The sequence below is a fragment of the Tepidimonas sp. genome, assembly GCF_036825565.1.
GTDB lineage: Bacteria > Pseudomonadota > Gammaproteobacteria > Burkholderiales > Burkholderiaceae_C > Tepidimonas.
The window spans coordinates 1-14,727 of the sequence record NZ_DAISXZ010000060.1; the positions used below are offsets into that span (position 1 = coordinate 1).

The 14,727-nt window shown below is 69.8% G+C and carries 13 protein-coding genes, 1 tRNA gene and 1 pseudogene; 10 read left to right on the top strand and 5 right to left on the bottom strand.

The window, feature by feature from the left end:
• Nucleotides 1-57: 57 nt before the first annotated feature.
• On the top strand, nucleotides 58-1,677 hold the full coding sequence (locus V7026_RS08655) for an ABC transporter permease (protein ID WP_334155000.1): 1,620 nt from the start codon (nucleotides 58-60) through the stop codon (nucleotides 1,675-1,677).
• Nucleotides 1,678-1,708: 31 nt separating this feature from the next.
• Here V7026_RS08655 and V7026_RS08660 read toward each other — a convergent pair.
• The 4 genes and pseudogenes from V7026_RS08660 to V7026_RS08675 all read right to left on the bottom strand — a co-directional run bounded on the left by V7026_RS08660 (nucleotide 1,709) and on the right by V7026_RS08675 (nucleotide 4,337).
• Nucleotides 1,709-1,783: transfer RNA gene (locus V7026_RS08660), tRNA-Arg, on the bottom strand.
• A 227-nt stretch (nucleotides 1,784-2,010) separates the two neighbouring features.
• Nucleotides 2,011-3,198 (bottom strand): vWA domain-containing protein, encoded by a 1,188-nt coding sequence (locus V7026_RS08665; protein ID WP_334154987.1) that lies wholly within the window; start codon nucleotides 3,196-3,198, stop codon nucleotides 2,011-2,013.
• Nucleotides 3,199-3,217: 19 nt separating this feature from the next.
• Nucleotides 3,218-3,370 (bottom strand): annotated as a pseudogene (locus tag V7026_RS08670) (GNAT family N-acetyltransferase); the annotation flags it as partial.
• A 124-nt stretch (nucleotides 3,371-3,494) separates the two neighbouring features.
• A complete protein-coding gene (locus tag V7026_RS08675; RefSeq protein WP_334154988.1) occupies nucleotides 3,495-4,337 on the bottom strand; it encodes an AAA family ATPase in 843 nt (280 codons plus the stop codon).
• A gap of 86 nt (nucleotides 4,338-4,423) precedes the next feature.
• Between V7026_RS08675 and V7026_RS08680 the strand changes: the two genes are divergently transcribed.
• The 6 genes from V7026_RS08680 to V7026_RS08705 all read left to right on the top strand — a co-directional run bounded on the left by V7026_RS08680 (nucleotide 4,424) and on the right by V7026_RS08705 (nucleotide 10,474).
• Nucleotides 4,424-5,092, top strand: a complete 669-nt coding sequence (locus V7026_RS08680; RefSeq protein ID WP_334154989.1) for a c-type cytochrome — start codon at nucleotides 4,424-4,426, stop codon at nucleotides 5,090-5,092.
• Nucleotides 5,093-5,284: 192 nt separating this feature from the next.
• Nucleotides 5,285-6,574, top strand: a complete 1,290-nt coding sequence (gene speE / locus V7026_RS08685) for a polyamine aminopropyltransferase (RefSeq protein ID WP_334154990.1) — start codon at nucleotides 5,285-5,287, stop codon at nucleotides 6,572-6,574.
• A gap of 173 nt (nucleotides 6,575-6,747) precedes the next feature.
• Entirely contained in the window at nucleotides 6,748-7,269 is a 522-nt protein-coding gene (locus tag V7026_RS08690) for a TonB-dependent receptor plug domain-containing protein (RefSeq protein WP_334154991.1), read from the top strand.
• Nucleotides 7,266-8,633 carry a TonB-dependent receptor plug domain-containing protein gene (locus tag V7026_RS08695; RefSeq protein ID WP_334154992.1) on the top strand — a complete coding sequence of 456 codons (1,368 nt, stop codon included), beginning with the start codon at nucleotides 7,266-7,268 and terminating at the stop codon, nucleotides 8,631-8,633. Before V7026_RS08690 ends, V7026_RS08695 begins: the two co-directional genes overlap by 4 nt.
• Before the next feature lie 213 nt (nucleotides 8,634-8,846).
• The gene (locus V7026_RS08700) at nucleotides 8,847-9,134 is read left to right on the top strand and encodes a hypothetical protein (RefSeq protein WP_334154993.1); all 288 of its coding nucleotides are present in this window, start codon (nucleotides 8,847-8,849) and stop codon (nucleotides 9,132-9,134) included.
• Nucleotides 9,131-10,474: a GGDEF domain-containing protein gene (locus V7026_RS08705; protein WP_334154995.1), complete on the top strand. Its 1,344-nt coding sequence runs from the start codon at nucleotides 9,131-9,133 to the stop codon at nucleotides 10,472-10,474. The genes V7026_RS08700 and V7026_RS08705 overlap by 4 nt, the downstream gene beginning before the upstream one ends.
• A gap of 46 nt (nucleotides 10,475-10,520) precedes the next feature.
• Here the strand turns inward: V7026_RS08705 and argH are convergent, their stop codons facing one another.
• Nucleotides 10,521-11,981 carry an argininosuccinate lyase gene (gene argH / locus V7026_RS08710; protein WP_334154996.1) on the bottom strand — a complete coding sequence of 487 codons (1,461 nt, stop codon included), beginning with the start codon at nucleotides 11,979-11,981 and terminating at the stop codon, nucleotides 10,521-10,523.
• 112 nt (nucleotides 11,982-12,093) lie between these two features.
• Between argH and V7026_RS08715 the strand changes: the two genes are divergently transcribed.
• Genes V7026_RS08715 through V7026_RS08725 form a run of 3 tightly spaced genes read left to right on the top strand, consistent with a single transcriptional unit; the run spans nucleotide 12,094 to nucleotide 14,699 of the window.
• Nucleotides 12,094-12,885 (top strand): LytR/AlgR family response regulator transcription factor, encoded by a 792-nt coding sequence (locus V7026_RS08715; RefSeq protein ID WP_334154997.1) that lies wholly within the window; start codon nucleotides 12,094-12,096, stop codon nucleotides 12,883-12,885.
• Between the two features lie 10 nt (nucleotides 12,886-12,895).
• A complete protein-coding gene (gene hemC, locus V7026_RS08720) occupies nucleotides 12,896-13,912 on the top strand; it encodes a hydroxymethylbilane synthase (RefSeq protein WP_334154998.1) in 1,017 nt (338 codons plus the stop codon).
• A 4-nt stretch (nucleotides 13,913-13,916) separates the two neighbouring features.
• Entirely contained in the window at nucleotides 13,917-14,699 is a 783-nt protein-coding gene (locus V7026_RS08725; RefSeq protein WP_334154999.1) for a uroporphyrinogen-III synthase, read from the top strand.
• The last annotated feature ends 28 nt before the right edge of the window (nucleotides 14,700-14,727 follow it).

Here is a 14,727-nt window from a genome sequence, read left to right on the forward strand (position 1 = left end):
CCCCCTGCACCGCATCCCGCGGTGGCTCCGCCCCGGTGGGGGGGGCACTGCTGGCCCGTGGGCCGGACGCTGGCCCGGGCGGGGCTGCCGCTCTTTGCCGCCGCGCTGTCCTTGCCGGTTATCGCCCTGGTCGTGGCGGCGCTGGCGTGGGATGCCGCGTCCGCCAGTGTCCTACGCGAGATGGCGGCCACGGTGCTGCCCGGTTACGTGTGGACCAGCATCTGGCTGTGCCTGGGCGTGGCGGTGGCGGTGGGGCTGGTCGGCTCGGTGACGGCGGTGGCCGTGACGCTGTTCGACTTTCCCGGACGGCGCACGGCCGAATGGCTGCTGCTGCTGCCGCTGGCCATGCCGGCGTATGTCGTGGCCTACGCCTACACGGACTTTCTGCAGTTTTCCGGGCCGCTGCAGACCACGTTGCGCGAGGCGTTCGGCTGGCAGGGTCGGTTGTTCCCCGAGATTCGCAACCCCTGGGGCGCGGCCTGGGTGTTCACCTTCACCCTGTACCCCTACGTCTATTTGTTGGCGCGCACGGCACTGGCGGAGCGCGCGCCCCAACTGCTGGAAGCGGCGCGGCTGCTGGGCGCACCGCTCGGCCGGCGTGTGCGCGAGGTGGCGCTGCCCCTGGCGCGCCCAGCCATCGCGGCCGGCATCGCCCTGGCGCTGATGGAGACGCTCGCCGACTACGGGGTGGTCAGCTACTTCGGCGTGCAGACCTTCACCGCCGGCATCTACAAGGCGTGGTTGGTGATGGATGACCGCACCGCCGCGGCGCAGCTCGCCCTGATGTTGTTGGGCACCGTGGCCGTGCTGCTCTGGGCAGAGCGGCGTGCGCAACGGCGGTTGCGTTTTTCCGCCCCGCGCGCCCAGCGCTGGGGGGCCGATGCACAGCTGGCGCGGCTGGCGGGCCGGCAGGTGCTGCTGGCCTGGACGGTGTGCGGACTGCCCGTCGTGTTTGGTTTCGTGCTGCCGGTGGCCTTCATGCTGCGCCCCTTGGTGCAGGGTTGGCATGAGCTGCCCTGGCACGCCTTTGGCGGGTGGGCGCGCAACAGCCTGCTGCTGGCGGGTGGCAGTGCCTTGCTCGCGGCGGGGGCAGCCCTGGCCCTGGCCCATGCGGTGCGGCGAGCGCCCAGCGCGCTCAACCGGTCAGCGGTGCGTGTGGTGGGCCTCGGGTATGCGGTGCCAGGGGCCGTGGTCGTGGTCGGCCTGCTGCTGCCCGTGGGCTGGGCGCAGGCCCGTTGGCCCGACAGCTCGGTGTCCTACTGGGTGACGGCCACGGTGCTGGGCATCGTCTGGGCGTATCTGGTGCGCTTCACGGCGGTGGCGCTGCAGTCGGTGCAGAGCGGCTACAGCCGCATTCCCGCCAGTTGGGACGATGCGGCCGCCACCCTCGGGGTGGCGGGCGCCGCCCTGTGGTGGCGCGTGCACTGGCCGCTGTTGCGGCGCTCCACGCTGGCCGCGCTGCTGCTGGTGTTCGTCGATGTGATGAAGGAACTGCCCGCGACACTGGTTCTGCGGCCCTTCAACAGCGACACGCTGGCGGTGGTGGCGCACCAGCTCGCCCGCGACGAGCGCTTGGGCGAAGCCGCCTTGCCTGCACTTGCGCTGGTGGCGGTGGGCTTGATCCCCGTCGTGCTGCTCAGCCGCGCGCTGCGCCGCGGAAAGGCGGCTGCGTGCTGATGGGGTGAGCCCACAGGGCGCTGGAAGCCATTGGCCCCCCCGCCAGGAATCGAACCTGGATTTGCCGCTTAGGAGGCGGCCGTTCTATCCATTGAACTACGGCGGGTTCCCGGTGTGGCGTTGCGGCCCCACAAAACGCGCCAGTCTACACCAAGACCTTCACGTGCTTGGGCCTTGACTACCATGGGCGGCGGCGCCCCACGCTGCCATCGTTGCGCGGCGCACCCGCGCCGAGCGCCCCATCAGCACCGAAGATGCCCAGATCGCCCCCATCGCGCGGTTGCATGGCCTGACGCTGGCCGCGCCGTCTTTCAGCGCTGTCTTGCAGCGCGGTCATTTGGACAGCAGGCGCATCGCCTCCTCCAGCCCCTTGAGCGTGAGCGGGAACATGCGCCCGCCCATCAGCTGCTGGATGATCGAGATGCTTTGTCGGTACTGCCAGACGCCCTGCGGCTCGGGATTGATCCAGGCAAAGCGCGGGAAGGCGTGCGTCAGGCGCTGCAGCCACTCCGCGCCGGCCTCCTCGTTGTTGTATTCGACGCTGCCACCGGGCTGCAGGATTTCGTAGGGGCTCATGGTGGCGTCGCCCACGAAGATGAGCTTGTAGTCCTTGTTGTAGCGGCGGATCACGTCCCAGGTGGGGTGCTTCTCGGCGAAACGGCGGCGGTTGTTCTTCCACACATAGTCGTACACGCAGTTGTGGAAGTAATAGAATTCCAGACGCTTGAACTCGGCCCGCACGGCCGAAAACAGCTCCTCCACCCGCTGGATGTGCTCGTCCATGGTGCCGCCCACGTCCATCAGCAGCAGCACTTTCACATGGTTGTGCCGCTCGGGCACCATTTTGATGTCCAGATAGCCCGCGTTGGCTGCGGTGGCGCGGATGGTGTCGGGCAGGTCCAGCTCCAGGTCCGAGCCCTCGCGCGCAAAGCGCCGCAGCCGCCGCAGCGCCATTTTGATGTTGCGCGTGCCCAGCTCTTGCGTGTCGTCGTAGTCGCGGTAGCTGCGCTGCTCCCACACCTTGACGGCGCTGCGCCCACCCCCCTTGCCGCCGATGCGGATGCCCTGCGGGTTGTGGCCGCCGTGGCCAAAGGGGCTGGTGCCGCCGGTGCCAATCCACTTGCTGCCGCCGGCGTGGCGCTCTTTTTGCTCTTCCAGGCGCTTGCGCAACTCCTCCATCAACTGGTCCCACTCCAGCCGTGGAGCGTTGGCCTTTTGTTCCTCAGACAGCAGCCGCTCCAGGGTCTGGCGCAGCCAGTCGGCGGGGATGTCTTGGGTGAAGTCGGCGATCTGCTCCACCCCGTGGAAGTACGCGGCGAAGGCGCGGTCGAATTTGTCGTAGTGCTTTTCGTCCTTGACCAGGGTGGTGCGGGCCAGGTAGTAAAAGTCGTCGATCGAGCAGGCTTGGGGGTTGAGCGGGCCGACCACGCCGGCCTGCAGGGCTTCCAACAGCGTGAGGTACTCCTTGACCGACACGGGTAATCGGGCCGCACGCAGGGTATAAAAAAAATCGGTCAGCATGGGGGTGGGGTGTGTCGGGTCAGCGCGGGCGCGCCAGCGGGTGCTGCAGGTGCGCCTTCACGCTCGGCCACTTGTTGGCGATGATGCTGTAGACACAGGTGTCGCGCAAGCGGCCCGGCGCGTTCGGATGGGTGCAGATCTGGTGGCTGCGCAGCACGCCGTCCTGCACCGCATCCACCAGGTGGTCGTAGTGCGTTGGCGCCAGGGGCTCCAGCCGGGCGTGTTGGCCGACCAGGGCGACGGGCTGGCACCAGGGGGGGCTGGGGTGGGGTCGTGGGCACACCGATGCCGGCGGGTCAGCGGTTGCGCAGGTTCATGAACACCAGCTTTTCGAACAGCACCAGGTCTTGCTCGTTCTTGAGCAAGGCGCCGACCAGCGGGGGCACCGCCAGCTTGCCGTCGCCCGACTGCAGCGCGCTCGGGGCGATGTCTTCGGCGGCCAGCAGCTTGAGCCAGTCCAACAGCTCCGACGTGGAGGGCTTCTTCTTCAGCCCCGGCAGTTGCCGAATGTCAAAGAAGGTCCGCATCGCGGCGCCGACCAGCTCGTCCTTCAGGCCGGGGAAGTGCACTTCGACGATCTGCTTCATCGTGGCCGGCTCCGGGAACTTGATGTAGTGGAAGAAACAGCGGCGCAGGAAGGCGTCGGGCAGTTCCTTCTCGTTGTTGGAGGTGATGAACACCAGCGGTCGATGCCGCGCACGGATGGTCTCGCGCGTCTCGTAGCAATGGAACTCCATGCGGTCGAGCTCGCGCAGCAGGTCGTTGGGGAACTCGATGTCGGCTTTGTCGATTTCGTCGATCAGCAGCGCCACCGGGCGCTCGGCGGCAAACGCCTCCCACAGCACGCCCTTGACGATGTAGTTGCGAATGTCCTTGACCCGGTCGTCGCCGAGCTGGCTGTCGCGCAGGCGGCTGACGGCGTCGTATTCGTACAGGCCCTGCTGCGCTTTGGTGGTGGATTTGATGTGCCACTGCAGCAGCGGCATATCCAGCGCCCGCGCCACCTCCTCGGCCAGCATGGTCTTGCCAGTGCCGGGCTCGCCCTTGAGCAGCAGCGGTCGCTGCAGCCGGATGGCGGCGTTGACTGCCAGCAGCAGGTCGGGGGTCGCAACGTAGGAGGAAGAGCCGGTAAAACGCATGGTTTTCAGGGAGGCAGGAGAGTGGAACGAGTCTATATAATCACGCGTTGATTTTTGTCAAACATCCCTCCGATTGTGCTTGCAACATGAACCAAACGATGACCACTCTGCTGAAATCCGTTGTCGCAAGCGCGACCGTCGTTGCTGCCCTGGGCGCGCAAGCCCAGACCCCCGCGGGGGACGTCAAAGCCGGTGAATCCAAGGCGGCCATGTGCATCGGCTGCCACGGCATCCCGGGTTACCAGAACAGCTTTCCGGAAATCCACAAGGTCCCCAAAATCTCCGGTCAGTCGGCGCCATACATCGCGGGCGCGTTGCAGGCGTACCGCAAGGGCGATCGCAAGCACCCGACGATGCGCGGCATCGCCGGCTCGCTGTCGGACCAGGACATCGCCGATCTGGCGGCGTTCTACGCGGGGCACAACCCCGGCGTGACCGCGCCCGAGCAGCCCAAGGCGGCACCGCCGGCCGTCGCGGCGCTGCTCGAAAAAGGTGCTTGCGTGTCGTGCCACGGGGCCAACTTCAGCAAGCCCATCGATCCGAGCTACCCCAAGGTCGCCGGGCAGTATGCGGACTATCTGTACGTCGCGCTGAAGTCGTACAACGTGCAGGGCAACCCACACATCGGTCGTGCCAACCCGATCATGGCCGGCATCACGCAACAGTTCAGCAACGCCGAGTTGAAGCAGATCGCCAACTATCTGGCGGCCGTGCCGGGTGAGCTGGCGACCAAGCCGCAGTCCCGCTTCCGTTGATCGCGCAAGCGTCCTCTTCCTCATCGACCGGCCCCTCGCGGGCCGGTCGGCGTTTGGGGTGCGCTGTGGTCCGTGCCGCGGCATGCGGGGCGGCCGTGCGGGGTTTTGGTGGTCCGGGGCGGTAAAATGGAGGGTTTCGTCCAGACCTGAGTCGGTCTGGTGGTGCAACACGATTGGATGGGGGATCGAGCCATGCAAGGGCTTCATCTGACGGCTGATCTGTACGACTGCCGAGGGGCCGACGGTCTGTTGACCGATGCGGCCATGCTGGCCGAGCTGTGCCGGCGCCACACGATCGGGGTGGGGTTGACCCTGGTCGATGAGAAGTGGTACCCGTTTCCGCCGTACAACGGCCAGCCCGGGGGCGTGACCGGCATGCTGCTGCTGGCCGAGTCGCACCTGGCGGTGCACACGTGGCCGGAGCGCCGCGCGGTGACGCTGGACGTCTACGTCTGCAACTTCACCACCGACAACTCCGCCAAGGCCGAGGCGCTGCTGCGCGAGATCGTGGCCGCCTTCGAGCCCAGCCGCAGCGAGATCCACCGCCTGGAGCGTGGCAGCGAGCAGCGCCCGCCGGCGGAGACGATTCTGGAGGCGCTCAACGACGCCGCAGACGCGGTCTACGGCTACGCCAGCAGCGAGCGTGTGCTGAGCCGCCGCAGCCCGTACCAGACGATCGAGCTGATGCGCACGCCGCGCTTCGGACTGGCCATGCGCATCGACGGGCACTTCATGACCTCCGAAGGCGAGGAGTTCTACTACCACGAATGCCTGGTGCATCCGGCCGCGGTGGCGCACGGGGCGCCGCGGCGCGTGCTGATCATCGGCGGCGGCGACGGCGGCGCGGCGGAGGAGGTGCTCAAGCACCGCAGCGTCGAGCGCGTCGTGATGGCCGAGCTGGACGGCGAGGTGGTGGCCATCGCCAAGGAGCATCTGCGCGCGGTGCACCGCGGCGCCTTCGACGACCCGCGGCTGGAGATGCGCATCGGGGATGGCCTGACGTACGTGGCCGAGACTGAGGAGCGCTTCGACCTGATCCTGCTGGACCTGACCGACCCGGAGACGCCGGCCGGCTCGCTGTACCAGGAGCCGTTCTTCCGGTCGCTCAAGCGCATCCTGAATCCGGGCGGGGCGGTGGTGCTGCACACCGGCACGCCGGTGTTCGAGCCGCAACAGGTGCGCCGCATCAACGCCGAGCTGCGCGCGGTCTTCGATCAGGTGCATCCGTTCGGGCTCTACATCCCGCTCTACGGGGCCTATTGGGGCTTTGCCATCGCCTCCGACCGGCTGCAGCCGCGCGCGCTGGATGCGACCACGCTGCAGGCGCGCGTGGCGGCGCTGCCGGACCTGCAGTACTACAACGCTGAGGTGCACCCGGCGCTGTTCGCGCTGCCGACCTACTACCGCCAGCTGGTGCAGCCGCAGCCTGCCGCCGCCCCGGCGGCGTCCCTGGGTTGTTGCGCCGAGGCCGCGCCGGTCTGACCACGGTCGGCCGGACAGGGTAACATCGGTCCGATGCGGGCAGCGGTTGTCCGCACAAAGGGGCGCGCGTGGCGCATGATGACGGATCGCAGGGGCGTTGGAAATGTGGGGATTCCGGTCCCGGCGGGGCGTGTCGTGCGCGCCCTGGCCGTCGCAGCGCGCTGGCCGGGGGCTTGCTGGCGCTGTCGGCAGCCGCCCAGGCCGATGCCCCGCTCACCGAGGCCGATTATTACGCCCCGCTGCCGCAGGTCCTGACGGTCACGCGGCTGGCGCAGCCGCTGGACGACGTGCCCGGGGCGGTGACGGTGATCGACCGCGACACCATCCGCCGCACACCCGCCCGCGACGTGACCGATTTGCTGCGCCTGGTACCGGGCTACACGGTGGGCGGCTTCAACGGCGCCAACGTCACCGCGGCCTACCACATGCCGCTGGACGAATACGGTCAGCGCAACCTCGTGTTGGTGGACGGCCGGTCCATCTACAGCAGCGGCTATCTGGGCGGGACCATGCGCGGGCTGATGACGGTGACGCTCGATGACATCGAGCGCATCGAAATTCTGCGCGGGACCAACTCCGCAGCCTATGGCGCGAATGCGCTCTTTGGCGTCATCAACATCGTCACGCGTCACGCCGCCGATGTGGAGCGGCGCCGCGTGGCCGTCACGCTGGCAACGACGGCGTCCGCGACGTGACGGCGGGGCTGGCGTGGGAGGACGCGGGCACCTTTCACCGCTTGACCGCGCACCGGCGGGGCGACGAGGGCTATCGGCCCATCGGGGGCATCAACGACGACCGCCGTATCGCCCAGCTGCACTGGCGGGCCGACGGTAGCGCCGGCCCCGGTCTGGAATGGTCGTGGCGGGCGGGGGTGTCGGATTTGGCGCTGGGCGTCGGCTATGTGGGCAACCCAGGCGACGCACCGCGCACGCTGCGCTTCCGCAGCACGTACGCACACGGCGTGGCGCGGCAGGAACTGTCTGCCCACGATTCGCTGCAGTGGTCCCTGTCGTGGGGTCGCATCGATGTCCAGGACCGCTTCGACTACGCGCCCATCCGGCCGGTGACGGTGGATTTTGGCGGTCGCGAAGACCGCATCGATTTGGAGGTGCAGCACCAGCGCCAGTGGAGCGACACCTGGCGCACCGTGGGTGGCATCGGCTGGTCCGACGATCGCGTGCGGTCGCGCCCGCTGTTCGACACCGATGCTGCCGTGTCCGTGCAACGCTGGCGCTTGTTCGGCACCGCCGAGTGGTCGCTGACCCCCGACTGGCTGCTCAACGCAGGGCTGTATGCCAGCCACCACAGCCGTCTGGGCCCGAGCGCCTGGCCGCGGTTGATGGTCAACCATCGGGTGGCCGAGCACCACACCCTGCGCCTGGGGGTCACGCGGGCGGAGCGCGATCCGTCGCCGTTCGACCTGTCGGCCAATGTGCGCTATCGCTTTCCGACGCCGCCGTATGAGATTGCCACCTTCGTCTCCAGCGGAACGGTCGGCCCCGAGCGGCTCGATGTGCAGGAGGTCGGTTATCTGGGGCACTGGCCCGAGCGACAGCTCACCCTGGACGTGCGGCTGGCGCGCGAGCGGTTGCGCGACTATATCGAAACCGTGTCGAGGGGCGGCCAACGGCGGGATTTCGTCAATCGGGGGGGCTTCGTGCTGCGTGCCCTGGAGTACCAGTTGCGCTGGAACCCCTCGCGCGAGACGCAGGTGTGGTTGGGGCAAGTCTGGACGGACACTGAGTGGATCGATGCCGACTATCTGCGCCAGCCGCCCAAGCGCATGCTGACGTCCGGGTGGTGGCAGCGGCTGCCGCAGGGGTGGGATGTCTCGGTCGTCTTCACGGCGCAAAGCCGCATGAGTTGGCGGCGCCCTGGGGTGAATTCGCTGCCCGGACGTGGGCGCGTCGATGTGCGGCTGGCGCGCTCCTGGCGCCTGGGCGATGCCGAGTCGGAACTGGCCTTTACCGTCCAGTCCCTGGGTGGGGCGCAGTCGGCCTTCATCCCGGAGCGGGTGCTGGACCGCCGGGCGTTCGTGACCTGGCGCCTGTCACAGTGAGTGGGGCGTGAGCGGGCCGGTGGCGTCGACGGGGGAGGGCTGGCGCAGGCGCCGGCTGCTGTTGGGCACGGCCTTGCTGGGGGTGGCAGGGCGCGGGGTGGCGTCGTCGCCGCGCGTGTGGTTGGTGCCCTCCGATACAGGAGCCGCCAACGAGGAAGCCGCCGCCGCGGTGCACGAGGGGCTGGCTGCCGTGGCGGCGGTGGAGCAGTCCGGGTGGGAGGGCGGCGTCGCCGCGTGCCCGTGGTCAGCTACGCGCCGGCCCATGTGCGGGCCGGTGCCGTGCTGGCGCTGGCAGTCACGCCGGCGCAAGCGGGGCGGCAGATCGCCGAGTCGGCGCGGGCCGCCCTGCAAGGACGCGCGCTGCCCGCGCTGGCGCTGGCGCGCGACTTTGCCGTCGCGGTCAACGAACCCGTGGCCCGATCGCTGGAGCTGGTGTTGCCGACGGCCGCCACGCTGGAGGCGGCGTTGCGCCAAGCCGATCGGCAGGAGGGGCGGGGATGAATTGGCAGCAGCAGCGGCAACGCATAGGCTGGCGGCTGTGGTGGGCCGCGGCGCTGCCGGCATTGCTGGTGCTGCTGGTACTGACCGTTGGATTGGTGGAGCGCCACCGCCAGGACGTGACCGCCGCCTGGCAGCAGCGCGCCGTGGCCAGCGCGCAGCAACTCGCGGCGGCGTCGGAGTTTGCCCTGTTCGCCGACGACGGCGCGGCGCTCATGCAACTCGTCGAAGGGGCGCGGGCGCGCGATGCCCAACTGCTCGGCATCGCCCTGTACGGGCAGGACCAGCGTCTGCGGGCGCTGGTGGGGCAGGTTCGCATCACGCCGGCCATGCTGGGGGATGTCGACATCGTGACGGTCGGGCAGGCCGACATCCTCGTCATCGCGCCTGTGCGGCAGCGGATCGTGGGTGGGGACGACTGGTTCTACCCCGGGGCAGGGGGGCAGGCATCGTCTGCCGCTTCGGGCCCGCCCTTGGGGCACGTCGTGTTGCGCTTGGACCTCAGTGGCCTGCAACGCGACCGTCAGGCCTTCTGGATCTGGGCGCTTGCGCTGGCGCTGCTGGCGTTGGCAGTGGCGGGTGTGCTCGCGCAGCGCATCGCCGCCAGCGTGACCCGGCCGCTTGCGCACATCAGCGAAGTCGTCGGGCACATCGGCCGGGGTGAACTGGATGCGCGCACCGACCCGGCGCGGCGGGGCATTTTGGATGCGCTGGCGCATGGCGTGGACGCGATGGCCGACGCCGTGGCGTTCGACCAGGCCCGGCTGGAGCAACGCGTGCGGGTGGCCACCGACGAGCTGCGTCGCCAAAAAGAGGAGGCCGAGCGACAGGCTCGGGTCGATCCGCTGACGGGGCTGGGCACGCGCCGCGCGTTCACCGAGGCCGCCCAGGCCGAGGTGTTGCGCGCCCACCGCTATGGGGAGTCGCTAGCGCTGCTGATGTTCGACCTGGACCACTTCAAGTTCGTCAACGACACCTTCGGTCATGCGGTCGGTGATACCGTGTTGGCAGGCTTCGGCCGCGATTTGGCGGCCGGCCTGCGCGAGGTGGATGTGATCGCGCGGCTGGGGGGCGAGGAGTTCGTGGCGCTGCTGCCGCGCTGCGATCTGGCGTCTGCCGAGGCGGCGGCGGAGCGCGTGCGCCAACTGGCCGAGCAGCGGCAGCTGCAACAGCACGGGCGCACCATCCGGGTGTCGGTCAGCGTCGGTGTGGCGCTTCTGCACCCGCACGATGCCGATTGGGAGGCCTTGCTCGCGCGCGCGGACCGCGCACTGTACGAGGCCAAGCGCCACGGGCGCAACCGGGTGGTCGTCGCGCCGCCGCCCACAGCACCGGCCGAGTGAGCGGCGGGCACCGGCCCGATGGGCGGGCTGTCGTGCCGGAGGGGGGTCAAGCCAGAGCGGCGAGACGGGCGCGGTGGCGCTCGATCTGCGCTTGCACCTGGGCCGGCGCGGTGCCGCCCAGGGTGTTGCGGGCCTGCAGCGAGCCGCGCAGGCTCAGCACGTCGTAGACGTCCTTCTCGATCAGGGGGTGAAAGCCCTGCAGCACCGCCAGCGGCAGCTCCGACAGGTCGCAGGCATGGCTGGTCGCGGCCTTGACGGCGTGGGCCACCGTCTCGTGCGCGTCGCGAAACGGCACGCCCTTCTTGACCAGGTAGTCCGCCAGGTCGGTGGCGGTGGCGTAGCCGCGCCGCGCAGCGGCCTCCATCGCCTCACGGTTGACGCTCAGGCCCCCCGAGCGCTGCCCGCTGGCCGGGTCACACTCGCCGCCGATCATGTCGGTGAAGATGCGCAGCGTGTCTTTCACCGTGTCCACCGTGTCAAACAGCGGTTCCTTATCTTCTTGGTTGTCCTTATTGTAGGCCAGCGGCTGGCCTTTCATCAGCGTCAGCAGCCCCATCAGATGGCCGACGACGCGGCCGGTCTTGCCGCGCGCGAGCTCCGGCACGTCGGGATTTTTCTTCTGCGGCATGATGGAGCTGCCGGTGGTGAAGCGGTCGGCGATGCGGATGAAGCCGAAGTTCTGGCTCATCCATAGGATCAGCTCTTCGCTCAGGCGGCTGATGTGCACCATGATCAGTGCGGCGGCGGCGCTGAACTCGATGGCGAAGTCGCGGTCGCTGACCGCATCCAGGCTGTTGAGGCACAGCTGCGGCTCGCCGTGTTCGTCGACCATGCCGAGCGTGCGCGCCACGCGCGCGCGGTCCAGCGGGTAGGTGGTGCCGGCCAGCGCCGCGCTGCCCAGCGGCAAGCGGTTGGTGCGGCGGCGCACGTCGGCCAGCCGCTCCTCGTCGCGCGCAAACATCTCCACATACGCCAGCAGGTGGTGCGCGAAGCTGACGGGCTGCGCCACCTGCAGGTGCGTGAAGCCCGGCAGAATCACGTCCACGTGCCGCGCAGCCACCTCCACCAGCGCCGCCTGCAGCTCGCGCAACAGTGCGGCGATGGCGTCGATCTCGTCGCGCAGCCACAGGCGCACGTCGGTGGCGACCTGGTCGTTGCGGCTACGCCCGGTGTGCAGCCGCTTGCCGGCGTCGCCGACCAGCTGCGTCAGCCGCGCCTCGATGTTGAGGTGCACGTCTTCCAGGTCCAGCTTCCACTCGAACTGGCTGGACTCGATTTCGGCGCGGATCTGCGCCATGCCGCGCTGGATGTCGGCCCAGTCCTGCGCGCTGAGGATGCCCTGTGCCGCCAGCATCTCGGCGTGCGCCAGGCTGCCCTGGATGTCGGCCTGCCAGAGCCGGCGGTCGAAAAAGACGCTGGCGGTGTAGCGCTTGACCAGCTCGCTCATCGGTTCGGAAAACAGGGCCGACCAGGCCTGGGTCTTGGCTTCGAGCTGATTGGGCGACATGGCGGGAAAGGTGGGGTGGGGCGCCGATGGACGACGGCCGAGCGCAAGGGTATAAATGGAGCAACGACGATTCTACCGGGGGCGCCGGCCCGGCCCGGCGGGAGTACGCACGATGGTCACTCGGGTGCTGGTGGTGGACGACGAGGCCTTGGCGCGAGAACGCCTGCGCGATCTGCTTGGGCGGCTGGGCGGGGCGATCGAGGTCGGGGAGGCGGCGGATGCCCGCGCGGCCTATGCGCGTGTGATCAGCGAGCCGTGGGATGTGCTCTTGCTGGATGTGCAGATGCCCGGCATGGATGGGCTGGGCCTGGCGGAGCTGCTGCGCGGCCGTGCGCGGGCGCCTGCGGTGGTCTTCGTTACCGCCTACGCCGAGCATGCGCTGCGGGCGTTCGAGCTGGACGCGGTCGATTACCTGACCAAGCCCGTGCGGCTGGAGCGCTTGCGCCAGGCGCTGGACAAGGCACTGCGCTGGCGCGCCGCCGGGCAGGACGTGGCGGCGGAGGGGGCCGGATCGGGCCCCGCGGGTGGCAGCGGCACCTGCCTCGTCATCCACGACCGCGGGCGCACCGAGCGCGTGTCGATCGACGAGGTCGTCTATCTGAAAGCGGAACTCAAGTACGTCACCGTGCGCACGCGGGACCGCAGCTACATCTACGACGGATCGCTGCACGAGTTCGAGCGGGCTCAGCCCGAGCGCTGGCTGCGCATCCACCGCAACGCCTTGGTCGCGCGCGAGCGGGTGCGTGCCCTGGAGCGGGTGCACGAACGCACCGGCGACAACCCGGGCGAGCCGTTCGACGGCTGGGTGGTGCGGCTGGATGGCGTGAGCGAGCGTCTGCAGGTCTCGCGTCGCCAGCTTGCCACCGTGCGCGAGGCCCTGCTGGCCGAACGGGCGGCGTGCTAGCATCCCCAGCATGTCCCAATCCCTGACCCGTGAGGCGGCCGCTGCGCCGTCCCGTGCCTCTTTGCCCTCTCTTGACCTGACCATCGCCACCCGAGAAAGCCGCCTGGCGCTGTGGCAGGCCGAACACGTCCGCTCCTGCCTGCAGGGGCTGGGCCACCGGGTGCGTCTGCTGGGCATGACCACGCGGGGCGACCAAATCCTGGACCGGGCGCTGTCCAAGGTGGGCGGCAAGGGCCTGTTCGTCAAAGAGCTGGAAGTGGCCATGGACGAAGGGCGGGCGGATCTGGCAGTCCACTCGCTCAAGGATGTGCCGATGGAGCTGCCCGAGGGCTTTCGGCTGGCTTGCGTGATGGCGCGGGAGGACCCGCGCGATGCCTGGGTCTCCCCCCATGGCGACGGCCCGCAGGACCTGCCGGCCGGGGCGGTGATCGGCACCTCCAGCCTGCGCCGGGTCGTGTTGCTGCGCGAGGCGCTGGCCCGTCTGGGCCGCGACGACGTCCGCATCGAGCCCCTGCGCGGCAATCTGGATACCCGGCTGCGCAAGCTGGACGAGGGGCAGTACCACGCCATTGTCCTGGCGGCAGCCGGTTTGCGCCGCTTGGGGCTGCAGGCGCGCATCCGTCGCGTGTTCGAGCCGGCCGAGATGCTGCCTGCAGCCGGGCAGGGTGCGCTTGGTATCGAAATCCGGGCCGAACGCGCGGACGTTGCGGCAGCCCTCGCGCCCCTGGGGCATTGGCCGACCTGGGCCGCCGTGGCCGCGGAGCGGGCCGTCTCCCGCGCGTTGGGCGGGAGCTGTTCCGTCCCGCTGGCGGCGCACGCCACCTGGGTGGGGCCGGCGCCGTCCGGGCCGGGCAACCCGGCCCGCTTGCGCATCGAAGCCGCCTGGGCCGAGTCCGACGCCGTCTTGCCTCTGTTGCGCGCGGTGGTCGAGGCCGAGGTGGCCGACCTGGCCGCGGCGGAGGCGGCTGGGCAGCGCGTGGCGCACAGCCTTATCGCGCAGGGAGCGCGTGCCGTTGCCGCAGGGTGATGCCGTGTCCGCCGAGCGGGCGTCGCGGCCCTTGGTCGTCGTCACCCGGCCGGCCGATCAAGCCGGCGCGTGGGTGCAGGGCTTGCGTGCGGCGGGCTGGCCCGTGTTGGCGCTGCCGCTCATCGACATCGTCCCCGCCGCCGATCCGTCCGCCTTGCGCGCCGCGGTGGCGGGCTGGGCCGATCTGGACGCTGCGATGTTCGTCAGCCCCGCCGCGGTGGAGGCGCTGCGTCAGGCTGCCGTCCCCGTCCCCGCGCCTGGGCTGCGCTGCTGGGCGCCGGGCGCCGGCACGGTGCGTGCCCTACGGGACTGGGGTGTGGCCCCGGCGGCCATCGATCACCCCCCGGCCGATGCGGCGCAGATGGATTCCGAGGCGCTGTGGCCGGTGATCGCGCCGCAGGTGCACCCGGGCCACCGCCTGTTGATCGTGCGCGGGGTTTCGGCCAACGGGCATGCGGGGCGGGACTGGCTGCTGGAGCGTTGCCGTGGCGGCGGTGCCACCGTGCGCACCGTCGTGGCCTACCGGCGCCAACCCCCCACCTGGGACGTGATCCAACGCGCCAAAGCCGGTCGGGCGGTGGCGGATGGGGCGGTGTGGTTGTTCAGCAGCAGCGAGGCGGTCGGGCATTTGCGCGACCTGCTGCCGCAGGCCGCATGGGCGCGGGCCCGCGCCATCGCCACCCACCCGCGCATTGCCGAAGCGGCCCGGGCCCTCGGCTACGGCGAGGTTCGCACCTGCCGCCCCACACTGCCCGACGTCGTGCAGGCCCTAGAATCGTCGCCGTGAGCGACCCCGTTTCCACCCACCCCACCAC

Bases quoted from the DNA above. Each gene is read 5' to 3' on its own strand.
- V7026_RS08680 (WP_334154989.1), top strand. From the start codon at position 4,424: ATGAACCAAACGATGACCACTCTGCTGAAATCCGTTGTCGCAAGCGCG.
- hemC (WP_334154998.1), top strand. From the start codon at position 12,896: ATGTCCCAATCCCTGACCCGTGAGGCGGCCGCTGCGCCGTCCCGTGCC.
- V7026_RS08705 (WP_334154995.1), top strand. From the start codon at position 9,131: ATGAATTGGCAGCAGCAGCGGCAACGCATAGGCTGGCGGCTGTGGTGG.
- speE (WP_334154990.1), top strand. From the start codon at position 5,285: ATGCAAGGGCTTCATCTGACGGCTGATCTGTACGACTGCCGAGGGGCC.
- argH (WP_334154996.1), bottom strand. From the start codon at position 11,981: ATGTCGCCCAATCAGCTCGAAGCCAAGACCCAGGCCTGGTCGGCCCTG.
- V7026_RS08675 (WP_334154988.1), bottom strand. From the start codon at position 4,337: ATGCGTTTTACCGGCTCTTCCTCCTACGTTGCGACCCCCGACCTGCTG.
- V7026_RS08715 (WP_334154997.1), top strand. From the start codon at position 12,094: ATGGTCACTCGGGTGCTGGTGGTGGACGACGAGGCCTTGGCGCGAGAA.
- V7026_RS08665 (WP_334154987.1), bottom strand. From the start codon at position 3,198: ATGCTGACCGATTTTTTTTATACCCTGCGTGCGGCCCGATTACCCGTG.